Origin of the sequence: Achromobacter sp. NFACC18-2, from assembly GCF_900108985.1 — a bacterium.
GTDB lineage: Bacteria > Pseudomonadota > Gammaproteobacteria > Burkholderiales > Burkholderiaceae_B > Achromobacter.
In genome coordinates, this window is record NZ_FNYM01000009.1 from 164,706 (window position 1) to 179,231 (window position 14,526).

At 65.8% G+C, this 14,526-nt stretch carries 15 protein-coding genes; 9 read left to right on the top strand and 6 right to left on the bottom strand.

The window, feature by feature from the left end; all coding sequences use genetic code 11:
* The first annotated feature begins 20 nt into the window (after window positions 1–20).
* The gene (locus BMW75_RS15850) at window positions 21–2,654 is read left to right on the top strand and encodes an excinuclease ABC subunit UvrA (protein ID WP_092580655.1); all 2,634 of its coding nucleotides are present in this window, start codon (window positions 21–23) and stop codon (window positions 2,652–2,654) included.
* Between the two features lie 64 nt (window positions 2,655–2,718).
* Here BMW75_RS15850 and BMW75_RS15855 read toward each other — a convergent pair whose 3' ends face one another.
* A complete protein-coding gene (locus BMW75_RS15855; protein WP_092580657.1) occupies window positions 2,719–3,501 on the bottom strand; it encodes a bestrophin-like domain in 783 nt (260 codons plus the stop codon).
* A gap of 199 nt (window positions 3,502–3,700) precedes the next feature.
* Here BMW75_RS15855 and BMW75_RS15860 point away from each other — a divergent pair, with 199 nt between their 5' ends.
* Window positions 3,701–4,750, top strand: a complete 1,050-nt coding sequence (locus BMW75_RS15860) for an NADP(H)-dependent aldo-keto reductase (RefSeq protein ID WP_076516419.1) — start codon at window positions 3,701–3,703, stop codon at window positions 4,748–4,750.
* Window positions 4,751–4,838: 88 nt separating this feature from the next.
* On the opposite strand, the gene BMW75_RS15865 is transcribed toward BMW75_RS15860, so the two are convergent.
* A complete protein-coding gene (locus tag BMW75_RS15865; protein WP_092580659.1) occupies window positions 4,839–5,111 on the bottom strand; it encodes a hypothetical protein in 273 nt (90 codons plus the stop codon).
* Window positions 5,108–5,842: a hypothetical protein gene (locus BMW75_RS29470; protein ID WP_175493183.1), complete on the bottom strand. Its 735-nt coding sequence runs from the start codon at window positions 5,840–5,842 to the stop codon at window positions 5,108–5,110. Before BMW75_RS29470 ends, BMW75_RS15865 begins: the two co-directional genes overlap by 4 nt.
* Before the next feature lie 341 nt (window positions 5,843–6,183).
* Between BMW75_RS29470 and BMW75_RS15875 the strand changes: the two genes are divergently transcribed.
* The 3 genes from BMW75_RS15875 to BMW75_RS15885 all read left to right on the top strand — a co-directional run bounded on the left by BMW75_RS15875 (window position 6,184) and on the right by BMW75_RS15885 (window position 9,622).
* Window positions 6,184–8,361 carry a TonB-dependent siderophore receptor gene (locus tag BMW75_RS15875; RefSeq protein WP_254792039.1) on the top strand — a complete coding sequence of 726 codons (2,178 nt, stop codon included), beginning with the start codon at window positions 6,184–6,186 and terminating at the stop codon, window positions 8,359–8,361.
* A gap of 140 nt (window positions 8,362–8,501) precedes the next feature.
* The gene (locus tag BMW75_RS15880) at window positions 8,502–9,329 is read left to right on the top strand and encodes an RNase A-like domain-containing protein (RefSeq protein WP_092580663.1); all 828 of its coding nucleotides are present in this window, start codon (window positions 8,502–8,504) and stop codon (window positions 9,327–9,329) included.
* Window positions 9,329–9,622, top strand: a complete 294-nt coding sequence (locus BMW75_RS15885; RefSeq protein ID WP_092580665.1) for a contact-dependent growth inhibition system immunity protein — start codon at window positions 9,329–9,331, stop codon at window positions 9,620–9,622. Before BMW75_RS15880 ends, BMW75_RS15885 begins: the two co-directional genes overlap by 1 nt.
* A 79-nt stretch (window positions 9,623–9,701) precedes the next feature.
* Here the strand turns inward: BMW75_RS15885 and BMW75_RS15890 are convergent, their stop codons facing one another.
* On the bottom strand, window positions 9,702–10,547 hold the full coding sequence (locus tag BMW75_RS15890; RefSeq protein ID WP_092580667.1) for a metallophosphoesterase: 846 nt from the start codon (window positions 10,545–10,547) through the stop codon (window positions 9,702–9,704).
* A 105-nt stretch (window positions 10,548–10,652) separates the two neighbouring features.
* Between BMW75_RS15890 and BMW75_RS15895 the strand changes: the two genes are divergently transcribed.
* The 3 genes from BMW75_RS15895 (at window position 10,653) to BMW75_RS15905 (ending at window position 12,762) form a co-directional block, all read left to right on the top strand.
* Window positions 10,653–11,057 (top strand): lysozyme inhibitor LprI family protein, encoded by a 405-nt coding sequence (locus tag BMW75_RS15895; protein WP_092580669.1) that lies wholly within the window; start codon window positions 10,653–10,655, stop codon window positions 11,055–11,057.
* Complete coding sequence (locus BMW75_RS15900; RefSeq protein WP_092580671.1) at window positions 11,054–11,710, top strand: DNA-3-methyladenine glycosylase I; 657 nt, start codon at window positions 11,054–11,056, stop codon at window positions 11,708–11,710. Before BMW75_RS15895 ends, BMW75_RS15900 begins: the two co-directional genes overlap by 4 nt.
* Window positions 11,711–11,787: 77 nt before the next feature.
* Window positions 11,788–12,762 (top strand): bifunctional helix-turn-helix transcriptional regulator/GNAT family N-acetyltransferase, encoded by a 975-nt coding sequence (locus tag BMW75_RS15905; RefSeq protein ID WP_092580673.1) that lies wholly within the window; start codon window positions 11,788–11,790, stop codon window positions 12,760–12,762.
* Here BMW75_RS15905 and BMW75_RS15910 read toward each other — a convergent pair.
* Both BMW75_RS15910 and gvpU read right to left on the bottom strand, forming a co-directional pair.
* Window positions 12,749–13,444 (bottom strand): pentapeptide repeat-containing protein, encoded by a 696-nt coding sequence (locus tag BMW75_RS15910; RefSeq protein WP_092580675.1) that lies wholly within the window; start codon window positions 13,442–13,444, stop codon window positions 12,749–12,751. The genes BMW75_RS15905 and BMW75_RS15910 overlap by 14 nt on opposite strands.
* Before the next feature lie 5 nt (window positions 13,445–13,449).
* Window positions 13,450–13,896: a gas vesicle accessory protein GvpU gene (gene gvpU, locus BMW75_RS29475; RefSeq protein WP_175493184.1), complete on the bottom strand. Its 447-nt coding sequence runs from the start codon at window positions 13,894–13,896 to the stop codon at window positions 13,450–13,452.
* Between the two features lie 207 nt (window positions 13,897–14,103).
* On the opposite strand from gvpU, the gene BMW75_RS15920 reads away from it, so the two are divergent.
* Window positions 14,104–14,469, top strand: coding sequence for a hypothetical protein (locus BMW75_RS15920; RefSeq protein WP_092580677.1), 366 nt, complete (start codon window positions 14,104–14,106; stop codon window positions 14,467–14,469).
* The last annotated feature ends 57 nt before the right edge of the window (window positions 14,470–14,526 follow it).

Below are 14,526 nucleotides of genomic sequence, written 5' to 3' on the forward strand. Positions count from 1 at the left end.
GGGTCCATTACTATCTGGACATGAGCCAGCGCAAGACAACGCCCAAGCCGCGCCCCGACGCCTGCATCCGCGTGCGCGGCGCGCGCGAACACAATCTGAAGAACGTGGACGTAAGTATCCCGCGCGACGCGCTGGTGGTGTTTGCCGGCGTGTCCGGGTCGGGGAAATCGTCCCTCGCCTTCGGCACGCTGTATGCCGAAGCGCAGCGCCGCTACCTGGAATCGCTGTCGCCGTATGCCCGGCGCCTGATCGACCAGGTGGGCGTGCCCGACGTGGACGCCATCGACGGCCTGCCGCCCGCCGTGGCATTGCAGCAGCAGCGCGGCACGCCCAACGTGCGGTCCACGGTGGGCAGCGTGACCACGCTGTCCAGCATGCTGCGCATGCTGTACTCGCGCGCCGGGACGTACCCCGCGCGCCAGCCGATGCTGTACGCGGAAGACTTCTCGCCCAACACGCCGCAGGGGGCGTGCCCGCATTGCCACGGGCTGGGCTACGTGTACGACGTGACCGAGGCGTCCATGGTGCCGGACCCCTCGCTTTCGATCCGCGAACGCGCCATCGCATCGTGGCCGCCGGCCTGGCACGGCCAGAACCTGCGCGACATCCTGGTCACGCTGGGCTACGACGTGGACAAGCCGTGGCGCGATCTGCCCAAGAAGGATCGCGACTGGATCCTGTACACGGACGAGCAGCCGACCGTCCCGGTCTACGCGGGCTTTACGCCCGCCGAAACGCGCGCGGCGCTGCGCCGCAAGGCCGAGCCCAGCTACATGGGCACGTACACCGGCGCGCGCCGCTACGTCATGCACACGTTCGCGACCACCCAGAGCGCCATGATGAAAAAGCGCGTGGCCCGCTTCATGACCGGCTCGCCCTGTCCGGAATGCGGCGGCCGGCGCCTCAAGCGCGAGGCCTTGTCGGTGACGTTCGCGGGGCTGGATATCGGCACCCTGTCGCAACTGCCGCTCAGCCGCATCGCCGAGGTTCTCGCGCCGGCCGCCGCAGGCCGGTTCGACGAAGCGGGGGCGCCGGGCGCGACGCGCAGCAAGGCGGCGGGCGTGCGGGCCAACGCCAGGCGCGTGGCGGCGGGCGGCCTGTCGCACGCGGGCAGCAGCGACGTGCGGCGTACGCCCGACTCTTCCCCGGAAAAGCGTATCGCCGCGCAGCGCATTGCGCACGACCTGGTCGAGCGCATCGGCACGCTGCAGGCGCTGGGCCTGGGCTATCTGGCGATGGACCGGTCCACGCCGACGCTCTCGCCCGGTGAACTGCAGCGGCTGCGGCTGGCCACGCAGATCCGTTCCAATCTTTTCGGCGTGGTGTACGTGCTGGACGAACCGTCGGCCGGGCTGCATCCCGCGGACGCGCAGGCGCTGCACCGCGCGCTGGACCAGCTCAAGGCCGGCGGCAATACGCTATTTGTCGTCGAGCACGACCTCGACACGCTGCGCCGCGCCGATTGGCTGGTCGACGTGGGACCGGGCGCGGGCCAGCATGGCGGGCAGGTGCTGTACAGCGGCCCGCCCGAGGGCCTGCGCAAGGTGAAGGAGTCGGTCACGGCGAAGTACCTTTTCGATGCGCGCCCGGCCAGCCGCCGCGCGCCGCGCGAGCCTGCCGGCTGGCTGGAGCTGCGCGGCATCCACCGCAACAACCTGCATGGCATCGATGCGCGCTTTCCGCTCGGGGCATTCACGGCGGTGACGGGCGTGTCCGGGTCGGGAAAATCCAGCCTGGTCAGCCAGGCGCTTGTGGAACTGGTTGGCGAGCACCTGGGCCAGGAACTACCCGCCGAGGAATCCGAAGGCGACCTGCCGCAGCCCGGCAACCTGCCGCGCACGACAGGCCGCCTGCACGCGGGTGCGCAGGCCATCAAGCGGCTGGTCAATGTGGACCAGAAGCCCATCGGCCGCACGCCCCGGTCCAATCTCGCCACCTACACCGGCCTTTTCGACCACGTGCGCAAGCTGTTCGCGGGCACCAAGGCCGCCCGGTCGCGGCGCTACGGCGCCGGCCGCTTTTCCTTCAACGTCGCCCAGGGCCGCTGCGAGACCTGCGAAGGCGAAGGCTTCGTCCACGTTGAACTGCTGTTCATGCCCAGCGTCTACGCGCCTTGCCCCGCCTGCCACGGCACCCGCTACAACGCCAAGACGCTGGAAATCGAATGGAATGGCCGCAACATCGCCCAGGTGCTGGACATGACCGTGGACGAAGCGCGTGCGTGCTTCCAGGATGAGCCCGCGGTGGCGCGTCCCCTGGCGCTGCTGCACGACATCGGCCTGGGGTATCTGCGCCTGGGCCAGCCCGCCACCGAGCTGTCCGGCGGCGAGGCCCAGCGCATCAAGCTGGCCACGGAGCTGCAGCGCAGCCAGCGCGGCAACACGCTGTATGTGCTGGACGAGCCCACCACGGGCCTGCACGCGGCGGATGTGGACAAGCTGATGGCGCAACTGCACGGCCTGGTCGACGCCGGCAACACCGTGGTCGTGGTGGAACACGACCTGCGCGTGATCGCGGGCAGCGACTGGATGCTGGACGTGGGGCCCGGCGCCGGGGAAGAGGGCGGCACCATCGTGGCGGCGGGCACGCCGCAAGCGGTCAGCCAGGGCAAGGCCGGCGTCACCGCGCCGTTCCTGCGACGTCTGTTCGAATGAAGCCCCTGTTCGGATGAGGCTCTTGTTCGGATAAGGCCCCGGGGCCGCTGTCCGGGCGCCCGCGCTACTGCTGCATCTCGTGGGCCAGGGTGGCCTGCATGCGCTGCATGCTTTCCTGCCCGACCTCGATCAGGCCACCGATGGGCTGGTCGATGTCCAGGATGAACGTCAGCACCAGGGCGATCAGCGCGGCAAACATGCCCGTCGATATGGGCCGGCGCCGCCCGTGCAGGCCGGTGCCATAGGCGATGTAGGCCATGGACCCCGCCGCCACGATGAAGAGCAGGTAATACACCGGCTCCGGCACGTGGTTCTCCAGCGCGACGCGGCGCTTCTCGTTGACCTGCGCCATCTCGTTGACGGCCTGGATGAACATGATGGTGGAGATCGAGGGCGGGTTCTCCGCCCGGGCCGCGACCGCCGCCCGGATCTGGCGCTCGATGCGCCGGGCGGTGGCATTGGCCGCGTTGAAACGGGGCGAATCCTGATCCGCCAGGTGGTAGTCCAGCGAGGCCGTGGTGTACTCGTGCAGCATGTTCGCCACCACGGGCCGGTGCTCGGCGGGAATGAGCTGCGAGCGCCAGTAGGCGTTGCCGATGGCGTTGGCCTCTTCCAGCACCAGGTTCTTGCGCGTTTCGAAGCGCGTTACCGACATGGCGAAGGTGAAGCCCAGCAGCAGGGCCAACAGGCCAAGCAGGGCGGTCTGGAGCGCCGTGATGTGCGACTTGGCGGCCTCGTCGGCCGGCTTGCGCAACCGGCGGCCCAGCCGGTAAGCGAGCTCGATGATGGCCAGGAAAATGATGAGCACGACGAAAAAGAGAAAGATCTCGTCAACTTCCCGCAGCATGCCGTTTTCCCCCGGACTGGATGAGCGGATCAGCGTATGCCGATTGCGTGGCGGCGGCAAGGGCAGGGAAGGGGGCAAAGGCGGGGGACAAAGGCGGGGGGCAAGGGCGGGGGCGCCCGCCGCGGCCGTGTCAGCGAAACGCCAACATCTTGGAGTAAGGTGTCGCTTCCCTACCCAAAGACCCCGCACGGAGCAGAACTTGAAATACCGCAAACTCGGCCGTACCGACCTGGATGTCAGCCTGATCGGGCTGGGCACCATGACCTGGGGCGAGCAGAACACCGAAGCGCAGGCGCACGAGCAACTGGACTACGCGCTGGAGCGCGGCGTCAACCTGGTCGACGTGGCCGAAATGTACCCGGTGCCGCCCAAGCCCGAAACCCAGGGCCTGACCGAAACCTACATCGGCACGTGGCTGGCCAAGACTGGCCGCCGCCAGGACATCGTGCTGGCCAGCAAGGTGGCCGGCCCCGTGCGCGATCCCAAGCGTCCCGGCCACATCCGCGACGGCAAGACCTTCCTGGACCGCAAGAACCTGACTGAGGCGCTGGACGCCAGCCTCAAGCGCCTGCAGACCGATTACCTGGACCTGTACCAACTCCACTGGCCCGACCGCACGACGGCGACGTTCGGCCAGCTCAACTACCCGTGGGTCGAGGACGAGCACACCGTGCCCATCGAAGAGACCCTGTCCGTGCTGCAGGACTTCGTGCGCGCGGGCAAGGTGCGCCACGTCGGCGTGTCGAACGAAACGCCGTGGGGCGTCAGCCAGTTCCTACGCCACGCTGAAAACCAGAACCTGCCCCGCATCGTCTCGATCCAGAACGCCTACAACCTGCTGAACCGCGTGTTCGAAATCGGCCTGTCGGAGTTCACGCACCATGAAGGCGTGGGCCTCCTGGCCTACTCGCCGCTGGCGATGGGCATGCTCTGCGGCAAGTATCTGGACGGCGCCAAGCCGGCAGGCGCGCGCCTGACGGTCTATTCGCGCTTTACCCGCTACAGCAACCCCCAGGCCGAGGCCGCCACGCGCGAATACGTCGACCTGGCGCGCGCCCACGGCGTGTCCCCCACGCACCTGGCCCTGGCCTGGATCAACCAGCGCCCCTTCGTCACCAGCAACCTGATCGGCGCGACGTCGCTGGAGCAGCTCAAGGAAAACATCGACAGCGTCGACGTCACCCTGTCCACCGAGGTGCTGGACGCGATCGAGCAGATCCACAAGCGGCACCCGAACCCGGCGCCTTGAAGCGGGCGGGCGGCCTGCAGGCCGCCCGTTATCCGGCTCAAGGTTGCCTCGCAGACCGGCCGATACGCCCGGGACAGACGCGTCGGATTCAGTCAGCCACGGGTGCGAAATCGGTATCGATGGAAATCCACCCGGTTCCTCTGGTACACGAAACCCGCTTGAATCGGAACATCTTGTGATAGCTCCACGCGTTACCCAACGCGCAGGTGTCTCCGGGCTGAAGAACAAAAATCACCGGAGCACCGTCATCATTTTCCGAATAGACCTCGACGGGGGCCATGACTCGCCATTGGCCCTTGGGCTCGTCTGAACAGCCATACAGGGCCACCAACAAGGCAAACGCCGGGATCAGGGTTTTCATCTTTGTTTCGGATAGATGTTGCGTCGTTGCAGGCGTGATGATCTGGACACGATGATCAATATCTCTTTCGGACTGACCGCCGTCCGACGCGAAGCGTCCCACTGATACCTCGGATCATGCGCCAACACGCCGACTTTTTCGAGTACGTCAGCCACGTTCGTTGAACAACTGTTGCCGACCAGGTCGTAAGGAGTCTTTAGGGCCACGCGCCGTCGCAACTCGCTCGCGATCACTGCCACTTCTTTGGCAGACATCTCAAGGACCAAGCCCACCGTTTCGCGGAAGCTGTTGCGCTCCAGATAGGTCGCGCGCGGCATCACGTAGTAATCCGCGTGACCGCGAGAGTACACAGTACCTCCCACGTCAATCGCCACGTGCCCCCACTGCGAGCCCATACTGACAAATCGACCATCGCTCACGAGTATTTCGACGGTGTTCCGTGCGCCAGCGAACGTGTTTGCCCCGAAAGATATCCCAGCCGTCCGCTTAATCTGGTCAAGTGCGCGGAGCGCCGGCGACACCGGTTCAAGGCGGCCGCTTTCATCTTCGCCCAACCTGCGTTGAAGGTGCTTGATCGTCTCGACGACATCGAACGATATCTGCCCTGTTTCCGAAATCTCACGTCCGCGGATGTACCGGCGTTTATAGAGGCTAAGTGCCCTCTGCACCACGCGGACGTCCGAAGCGCGGTTTAACCCTCCTCGCCCCACAGACGCCGTAATCCGGATCATTGCCCCGCTCCTCCATGTGACAAGGCTCAACGACGTGGCGAAGATTTCCTGACCGCGTTTATGGCCGACTGAACACTGGCAATCTATAGGGCGTGAGTTGCGGCGGGAATCAGCGCCGTCCGATCGGCCGGCCAAATTCCCGGCGGAGCGGAGGCGCGCCGACAGGGAACCCCGGTGTTGCACCCGGCGCGGCCCAAGTTGTTGATCGCAAAGCGATTTAGTGCTGTTTCAGGGATCCAATGCCCCAATCGCCGCAAGCTATAAGGTGCTAATGGTGTTGCGAATCAGTCGCATTAATGACAGAGTGCGGACTTTTGTTCTTCCGCTCTGGAGATTCGACCTTGGTTCGTCCGACTGTCATCCGGGAGTGCCGTGCCCGCAAGCAAGCACATTCCGCCGCCACGCCCTCTGTTCTCGCCCTGGCCCTGGGCCTGGCATGCGCGCCTGGCGCGCATGCCCAGTCCGGTGCCGCGAATGCGGCATCCGCCTCGCAAGGCGTCGCGCAACTGCCCGCCGTCACCGTCAACGCCAGCGCCATCGACGACACGCTCGAGCATCTTTCCGCCCCGGTGAACACCGGCGCGCTCGGCAGCCGCAGCCAGCTCGAAACCCCGTTCTCGACCACGGTCGTGACCGCGGCCGACATGCAGGCCCGGCAGGTGACCAAGCTGGGCGACGTGTTCGCGCTGGACGCCTCGGTCAGCGACAACAGCGCCGCCTTCGGCGCGTGGGCCAGCTACCTGAGCGTGCGCGGGCTGCCGCTGGACTGGCAGAACTCCTTCCGCATCGACGGCAAGCCCTTCCTGAGCTACGTCACGGTCCTGCCCTATGAGCACTTTGAGCAGATCGACCTGCTCAAGGGCGCTTCCGGCTTCATGTATGGCTTCGGTTCGCCGGGCGGACTGGTCAACTACGTGACCAAGCGGCCCACGGACGAACCCGTGCGCAGCGTCGAGCTGGGCTACATCTCCAACGGGCTGTTGCGCCAGCACGTGGACCTGGGCGGGCGCGTGGGCGAGAGCGGGACCTTCGGCTACCGGCTGAACGCGACGCACGAGGAAGGCAATACCTTCAACAACGGCTCGCTGTATCGCGATTCCGTGTCGCTGGCGCTCGATGCGCGCCTGACCGACAAGCTGACCTGGGACTTCCAGACCCTGTACCAGGACCGCAAGGCGATCGGTCAGGAGCCGACGATCTACGCCGGCGCGATGACGGGCAGCGAGTTGCCCTCTCCGGTGCGCAATGACGGCAAGCTGGTGGGCGAAGGCCCATACGCCGACAACGAATTCCGCTTCTACTCGACGGGCCTGAAGTACCAGCTTGCACCGGACTGGAGCGTGCGCACCGATTACACCTACAACACCACGCGAACGCGCCGCAATGAATCGGTGCTGTTCCTGCAGGACCAGTCGGGCGACTACGACGACTATCGCTCGGACTACGGCGAAGGTTATGCGTTCAACCAGTGGCAGGCGATGCTCGAAGGCAAGTTCGCCACGGGCCCGATCAGGCATCATGTGGTGGCCGGCGCATCGTGGCAGAAGCAGAAGAACGACTACAGCGCCGACGGCGTCTATCAGCTTCAGGGCACGGGCAATCTGCGCCGGCAGAATACCAACACGTATTACAGCGAAGGCAGCCTGGACCTGTACCGCGCGGCCGAAATCACACAGAAGGCCGTGTTCGCCAGCGACACGATCGACCTGACGGGCGGATGGTCCATCCTGGGCGGCCTGCGCTATACCGATTACGAGCAGGTCGGCTTCGATCCGGCCGGCGTGCAGACCTCCAGCTACGACAAGAACGGCGTGCTAACGCCCACCGTGGCGCTGATGTTCAACATCACGCCACAGACGATGGCGTACGCCAGCTACATCGAATCGCTGGAGCCGGGGTCGTCCGTCGGGAATATCTATACGAACTTCGGTGAACTGCTGGACCCGCTCAAGAGCAAGCAATACGAGCTGGGCATCAAGACCAACCAGGAGGACTGGGCGGCCACCGCGGCATTGTTCCGCATCGAAAAGAAGGCGGAATACGCCAACGCCGCCAACGAGCTCGTGCAAGACGGCAAGTCTGTCTTCCAGGGCCTGGAACTGGGGGCGTCCACGCGCATTGCCACCCATTGGAACGTCGGGGGCAGCGTCATGTTCCTGGATTCGGAATACAAGCAGGGCAGCGCCTTCACCGGCAACCGCGTCGCCGGCGCACCGAAGTTCGTCGCCGCCGCGCAGGTCGCCTATTCGGTGCCGCAACTGCCGGGCCTGACGCTGCGCGCCGACGTCAAGTACACCAGCAGCACCATGCTCGGCGCATCGAACGCGGTCGAGGTGCCGGACTTCGCCATCGTCAATATCGGCGCCACGTACGAGACGCGCATCCATGGCTACGAAACCACGTTCCGCGCGGGAATCAACAACGTCGCGAACAAGCGCTACTGGCTGTACCAGTCGTCCGACTACATCAAGGCGGGCGATCCCCGCACGTATGGGTTGAGCGCCAGCTTGAAGTTCTAGCCGGTGATGCGCTGCGGTCCTTGCTGGCTTGAGGCGGCGGTGACCTGGCTTCAAAGTCCAGGAAGATTCGGACGAGGCTGATCGACGAGTCGCTCGGCTTTCATCATATTCAACGCTCTATCTCGACTTGGGGCGAATGGATGACCGAAGATTCTGGCATAAGCATTGTGCTCACGCCCGTGCAGCTGGCCGCGACACTGCAAGGCGAATCAATCAGCAACGAGGCGACCCTTTCCAACCGGCTTTGGGGCAGCCTTGCCTTGGCGGCCGGCGTGGTTGAAATGGTGGGCGGCGCCGCACTTTGTGTGGTGCCGGACCCTACTGGCTTGACCAAGGCCGGCTGTGTATTGCTTGGCGTCCACGGTTCAGATACGGCGGCAACTGGGCTGCATGAGCTGTGGACTGGGCAGCAAACGCGCTCTTTGACGGAGCGTGGGGTCAATGAGCTTGCGAGCAAGCTCGGCGCTCTTCCTGGGTCTGGCCAGACGCTCGCCTTGGCGGTCGAACTCGCCGTGCCTGCTGGGTTTGCGAGCGCCATCAAGGCGGCGAGGGTCTCCAGTGTCGTTGCAGGAAGAATTTCCTTGTCGAGGCATGAGGCTGCCGTGAACGGGGGCCTTGGGGGGCATACGCTTGCCAAGCATGTGGGAAAGACAAGGGAGTATCTTGAAGCACGGCTGAAAGAGCAACCGGACCTCAGGCGCGTATCGACGTTCTATTCGATTCAAGATGCCGAACGAGGGATCAATTCGGTGCTGCGGCTCAAATCTAAGCAAGTGGAAGCGTGGGCCAGATCTGCGTCCAACGGCTCCGTCCTGCCATTGATTGGACCGGCAGCAGGCGATTTAGGCGTTGTGCTGGCTCGCGGGGCGTCACATGTCGTAAGAGGACAGACCGTCAAGGTAGTGCTCAAAAAAGTGGCGTATAACGGGATGCCCTACTTTGTACTCACTGCCTGTTTGGATCATTGATGACTTCAGATCGAGATAAGTACCCAGCCCTGGAGACGCTGCTGGGCGGCTATTTCCATGAGGACTACGACCTTTTCGGCGAGACTCTGGAGGAAATTGTCGGGTGCTATAAGCAGGTCACACCAGGGGCTGAGATCGCACAGGCGTGCCGGGAGATGGACCAATTTCTTTCGGAGCACGGACCGAACGCCGCATTGGTCTACTCGCAACTTTGGGGATCGTTCGATCCTGCAGGGCGCGGCTACACCATTCCAGCGTTCTTTGACGCGTTAAAGCGAATACTGGCGAGCTAGGGGATCGGTCCGGCAGTGCGTGGGTCCGACGACCGCGTTCTCCGCGCCGATTCGCGGCGCGGACGCTCACCCTGCATCCTTAAACGGCCTGCGCGCCCGGACGTTCTGCGGCCGGCAAGCCCGACACATCCCACAACCGATCCGGCGCGTAGTCCGCCTGTTCGCCTTTCTTCGCATACCCCAGCGGATTGGCGATGACCCGGCAGCCGTCCTTCACATAGTCCTGGGCGCAGTGCAGATGGCCGTGTATCCAGACGTCGGCCAGCGGCAGCAACGCGTCGAGCGCGTTGCAGAATCCCGCCGTGCCCGGCGTGACGCCATAGCGCGGGTCGGCGCTGGCCAGCGTGGGGGCGAAGTGCGTGACCGCCACCGTTTTGCCCGCGAACGGCGTGCGCAGCGCGGCGTCCAGCCACTGCTGGCAGGCCAGGCTTTGCTCGCGCATCTGCTCGGCCATGAAGGGGGCGCCGTGGCGGCGCATTTCCGCCTTTTCGAGATAGAAGTCCGCCGCCCGGAAGGCCTTGGCGCGTTTCTTCAGGACTTCGCCGAGCGGGTCGTGCGGGGCTGCCAGCGCATCGAAGTCCGCCCACAGCGTCGTGCCCACGAAACGCACGCCGTCGATCACGCGGGTTTCGCGTTCCAGCCACTGGATGTCCAGCGCCTCGCAAAGTTCGCGCAGGCGCGCGTGCGTCTCGTCGAAATCCACGTTGTCGTATTCGTGATTGCCCGGCACGTACAGCACCGGCGTGGGCCAGCCGTGACGCGGGGAATAGGCGCCCAGCCCGAAATCATCCCGCTCCAGGCGCGAGCCCTGGCGGTACGAGCCGATGTCGCCCGCCAGCACGAGCAGATCGGCGCCGGGCAAGGGTTGCGCCACGAACGTGGGATCGGTTTCAAGATGCAAGTCGGATAGCAGTTGGATCTTCATGGGCACTATCTTAGGCGACACGCCGGGCCGCGCTGCGACGCGCGGGCATCCATGCGACACTTTCCCCGACGATCCCATCACGCATCAACCCCAGGAGGACCTCCCATGCGTTTCGTGTTTGCCGCCGCCGCGCTCGTGCTGACGGCTGGGGCGCAGGCCCAAGTGATCAAGTGCGACCAGGCGTCCACGCAGACCGACATGAGCCTGTGCGCCGACCAGGCCTACCGCAAATCCGACGCCGACTTGAACGCCGCCTACCGGGACGTGATGGCGCGCCTTGTGGACAACAAGGACGCCACCACCCGCTTGCAGGCGGCGCAGAAGGCGTGGCTCTTCTTTCGCGACGCCGAGTGCGCGTTTTCCTCCTCAGGCGTCACCGGTGGCAGCGCCTATCCGATGGTGCTGAGCATGTGCCTGGACAAGCTGACGCAGGCCCGCACGAAGGAACTGCGCGCCTACCTGAAGTGCGAGGAAGGCGACATGAGCTGCCCCGTGCCCGCCGGGAAATGACGGCTGTGGACCACCCGGGCGGCGCCGCGCAGGAAGATGCCGGCCTGATCCTCGATGGCGACGGCGTGCCGCGCTGCTTCTGGCAGCCTTCCATGCCCGACTATCACGACCATGAGTGGGGCCGGCCCGTGGCCGACGATTGCCGCCTGTACGAAAAGATCTGCCTGGAAGGCTTTCAGGCGGGCATGGCGTGGATCACCATCCTGCGCAAGCGCGAGGCGTTTCGCGAGGCCTTCGACGATTTCGATGTCGAGCGCGTCGCGCGCTACACCGAGCGCGACGTGGAACGCCTGATGGGCAACGCGGGCATCGTGCGTAACCGTGCCAAGATCGTGTCGGCCATCAACAATGCCCGGCGCGCGCGCGAACTGGCCGACGAAACCGGCTCGCTGGCCGGCTGGCTGTGGGCGCACGAGCCGCCGGTGCAGGAACGCCCGGCGGCGGTGGACCGGCGCCACTGGGACAACCATCCCACGTCCGACGCGTCGGTGCGGCTCTCGCGTGCATTGAAGCGGCGGGGCTGGACCTTCGTGGGGCCGACGACGATGCATGCCTTCATGCAGGCCGTGGGCATGGTGAACGAGCACATGAGCGGCTGCGTCTGCCATGCGGAGATCGAGGCGGCGCGCGCGCGCTTTGCCCGTCCCCGCTGACGGCGCGGCACGTGCCGCTTGTTTTGGTTGCGACTCGCAAGTATATTGGTTGCGAACCGCAACTTTAGGGGCGCGCCATGGACCTTATCGACTTTCCGTCCCAGTCCCGGGATAAAACCATCCAGGACCTGCGGGAGTTTTCCCGCAAGCTGGTGCGCGAGCTGGGCTTCATGCGCGCCTCGCTCGCGGGCAGCGATCTGGCGCCCTCGGCGGTGCACGCCATCATCGAGATCGGCCTGCACCCGGGCATCCAGGCGCGCGACCTGGCCGCGATACTGCGGCTGGACAAGTCCAACACCAGCCGGCAGGTGGCCAAGCTGGAATCGGCCGGCCTGCTGGTGCGAGAGACCGCCGCCGACGACGCGCGTTCCTCCCGGCTCACCCTGACCGAGGCAGGCCACGCGCTGCGCGCGCGGATCGACCAGTTCGCCACCGATCAGGTGTCGCACGCGCTGCGCCGCATGGCGCCGGCCGACCAGGAATCGCTGATCCGCTTCCTGTCCCTGTACGCCGACGCGCTGTCCAGCGAGAACCCCAACGATGCCCCGCCCGCGGCCGTCGTGCCCGCCAGCCAGATCCATGAGGGCTATCTGCCGGGATGCATCGGCGATATCGCCAGCCTGCATGCCCGCTATTACGCGCAAGCCTCGGGCTTTGGCGTGTACTTCGAGCGCAAGGTCGCGACCGAACTGGCCGAATTCGCGGAAGGCCTGCCGGCCCCGGGCAAGAACATGTGGCTGTACGTGGACAATGGCCGGACGCTGGCTTCGATCGTCATCGATGGCGATCTGGCTGCGCGGCAGGCGCATTTGCGCTGGTTCATCGTCGACGAATCGCTGCGCGGCATGGGCGTGGGCCGGGCCCTGCTGGCGCGGGCCATGGCCTACGTGGACGAGCGGTACGACGAAACCTACCTGTGGACGTTCAAGGGGCTGGACGCCGCCCGGCATCTGTACGAAGCGGCAGGCTTCACGCTGACCCAGGCGTCCGAAGGGCGCCAATGGGGCAGCGTGGTGGTGGAGCAGCGCTTCAGCAGGGTCAGACCACGCTGATGCGCAGTTCGGCCAGCAGGGCCGCCGCCTGGGTCTTGGAGATGGTGGCGCCCGCCAGCCGCGCGGCCGCCGTGAGGTCCAGCCCGCCCAGGTCGGCTTCGCGCAGGTCGGCGCCCTCGAAGTGAACATTTTTCAGGGTGGCATTGCGCAGGCTGCCGCCGTGAAAGACCGCTTCGCGGAAGTCGCTTCCCGACAGGTCCGCATCCGAGAAATCAAGCTGAAGCAGATTGCATTTGCGAAACGACACGCCGCGCAGCAAGGCGCCCACCAGCAGGCATTCCTCGAGCGACCAGCCCAGGCATGCGATGCCATCGAAATCCGATCCCGTCAGCTTGCACGCACGGAACCGCGCGCTGGCCAGCCGCGCGCGGCGCCAATTGGCGTTGTTGAGGTCGCAGTTCTGGAAGGTGGCCTCGCTGGCGTCCGCCGAGGCGAAGCTGGCCGACCCGCCGCGGCAGCGCAGCCACTGGGTGTCGGTCAGGTCGGCGCCCTGGAACGAGGCGCCCGCGATCGCGCAGCCGCTGAACTGGAAGCCGCGCAGGTCCAGGCGGGAAAAGTCCGCCTCCTGGAAGTCGCAATCCACGAACGACCGCGGACTGCCCGCGGCGGCCTCGACGACCGCCAGCATGACCTTGCGGTCGACGTCCTGGCCTTCGATGGGCGGAAAGACAGGTTGCGTCATGCGGGTCAGGCGGATGCGCCGGACTGCAGCCGTCCCAGGATGAAGCCGTCCACCGCGCTGGTGCGGCCGCGCCACAGGGTCGGCTGTCCGGCGACGGGCGTGCCGTCGGCCGTGAAGAACAGGGCGTCGGCCAGATGGATGTAGTTGGGCAGCGGATCGACCGGCTGCGGCAGGCGGAACACGTCGCCCAGCTCGGCCAGCGAGGCGTGCACGGTCTGACGCGTGTCCGCGTCCAGCGATTCCAGCGAGCCCGAGAAACTGGCGGCAAAGCTGTCGAAATATTCGGCGCCCGACACGATCGATCCGGACACCAGCATGCCGCCCATCTGCAAGGTCACGCCGATGCTTTCGATCTGGCTGCCGTTGTTCACCAGGTTGACCAGGAATTGCAGGAAGGCGTCCGCGCCCGGGGCGGCGGCGGCCGTCTGGCCGGGGAGGGAGTCGATGCTCATGAAAACGGTCTCGGGAAGATTTGCAAGAGGCACAAGATACTCGAACGGCGTGAGAAATGGTCGGCCCGCAATAGGCGGAGCAACGGGCCGATCGGGCGCCTGACCGGCTCTTCCGGCGGCACGCGCGCGGGGTAAGGTGGCAGCCTGAACGCCAGTCCCGCGACAGGCGGCCGCCGCGCCCCGCGGCGACTATCCATCGGAGCATCCATGAGCAGTGTGAATTTCCTGGGTATCAATGCCGGTTCGGGCCAGCCTGCGTCCGCCTCCCGCGCCGCCGCGGGCGACGGCTTTCGCGCGGCGTTCGCGGACGCGACCGAACGCACCCGTTCCGCCATGGGCGGCGGCGTGTCGGGCGCTTCGCAGGCCGCGCCCTCGCAGGCCGAACAGGAATTCATGGACTACGCCGCCATGTCGATCGAAGACAAGATGTTCTACGCGGCGCTGGCCAGCCTGGGCATTTCCAAGGAAGAGTACGACGCCATGTCGGCGGCCGAACGCTTGGAAGTCGCCAAGAAGGTCGCGCTGGCGATGCAGCAACTGGCCAAGGCCGAGAACGCGCAGGAAGTCCTCTGACGCCCTGAACGCGTCCGCCGCGCCAGCAGGCTGCAAGCGGCAAGCGCGTTCGCACGG

Bases quoted from the DNA above. Each gene is read 5' to 3' on its own strand.
- BMW75_RS15890 (WP_092580667.1), bottom strand. From the start codon at position 10,547: ATGAAGATCCAACTGCTATCCGACTTGCATCTTGAAACCGATCCCACG.
- BMW75_RS15900 (WP_092580671.1), top strand. From the start codon at position 11,054: ATGACGGCTGTGGACCACCCGGGCGGCGCCGCGCAGGAAGATGCCGGC.
- BMW75_RS29470 (WP_175493183.1), bottom strand. From the start codon at position 5,842: ATGATCCGGATTACGGCGTCTGTGGGGCGAGGAGGGTTAAACCGCGCT.
- BMW75_RS15850 (WP_092580655.1), top strand. From the start codon at position 21: ATGAGCCAGCGCAAGACAACGCCCAAGCCGCGCCCCGACGCCTGCATC.
- BMW75_RS15885 (WP_092580665.1), top strand. From the start codon at position 9,329: ATGACTTCAGATCGAGATAAGTACCCAGCCCTGGAGACGCTGCTGGGC.
- BMW75_RS15880 (WP_092580663.1), top strand. From the start codon at position 8,502: ATGACCGAAGATTCTGGCATAAGCATTGTGCTCACGCCCGTGCAGCTG.
- BMW75_RS15920 (WP_092580677.1), top strand. From the start codon at position 14,104: ATGAGCAGTGTGAATTTCCTGGGTATCAATGCCGGTTCGGGCCAGCCT.
- gvpU (WP_175493184.1), bottom strand. From the start codon at position 13,896: ATGAGCATCGACTCCCTCCCCGGCCAGACGGCCGCCGCCGCCCCGGGC.
- BMW75_RS15910 (WP_092580675.1), bottom strand. From the start codon at position 13,444: ATGACGCAACCTGTCTTTCCGCCCATCGAAGGCCAGGACGTCGACCGC.
- BMW75_RS15895 (WP_092580669.1), top strand. From the start codon at position 10,653: ATGCGTTTCGTGTTTGCCGCCGCCGCGCTCGTGCTGACGGCTGGGGCG.
- BMW75_RS15905 (WP_092580673.1), top strand. From the start codon at position 11,788: ATGGACCTTATCGACTTTCCGTCCCAGTCCCGGGATAAAACCATCCAG.
- BMW75_RS15855 (WP_092580657.1), bottom strand. From the start codon at position 3,501: ATGCTGCGGGAAGTTGACGAGATCTTTCTCTTTTTCGTCGTGCTCATC.
- BMW75_RS15865 (WP_092580659.1), bottom strand. From the start codon at position 5,111: ATGAAAACCCTGATCCCGGCGTTTGCCTTGTTGGTGGCCCTGTATGGC.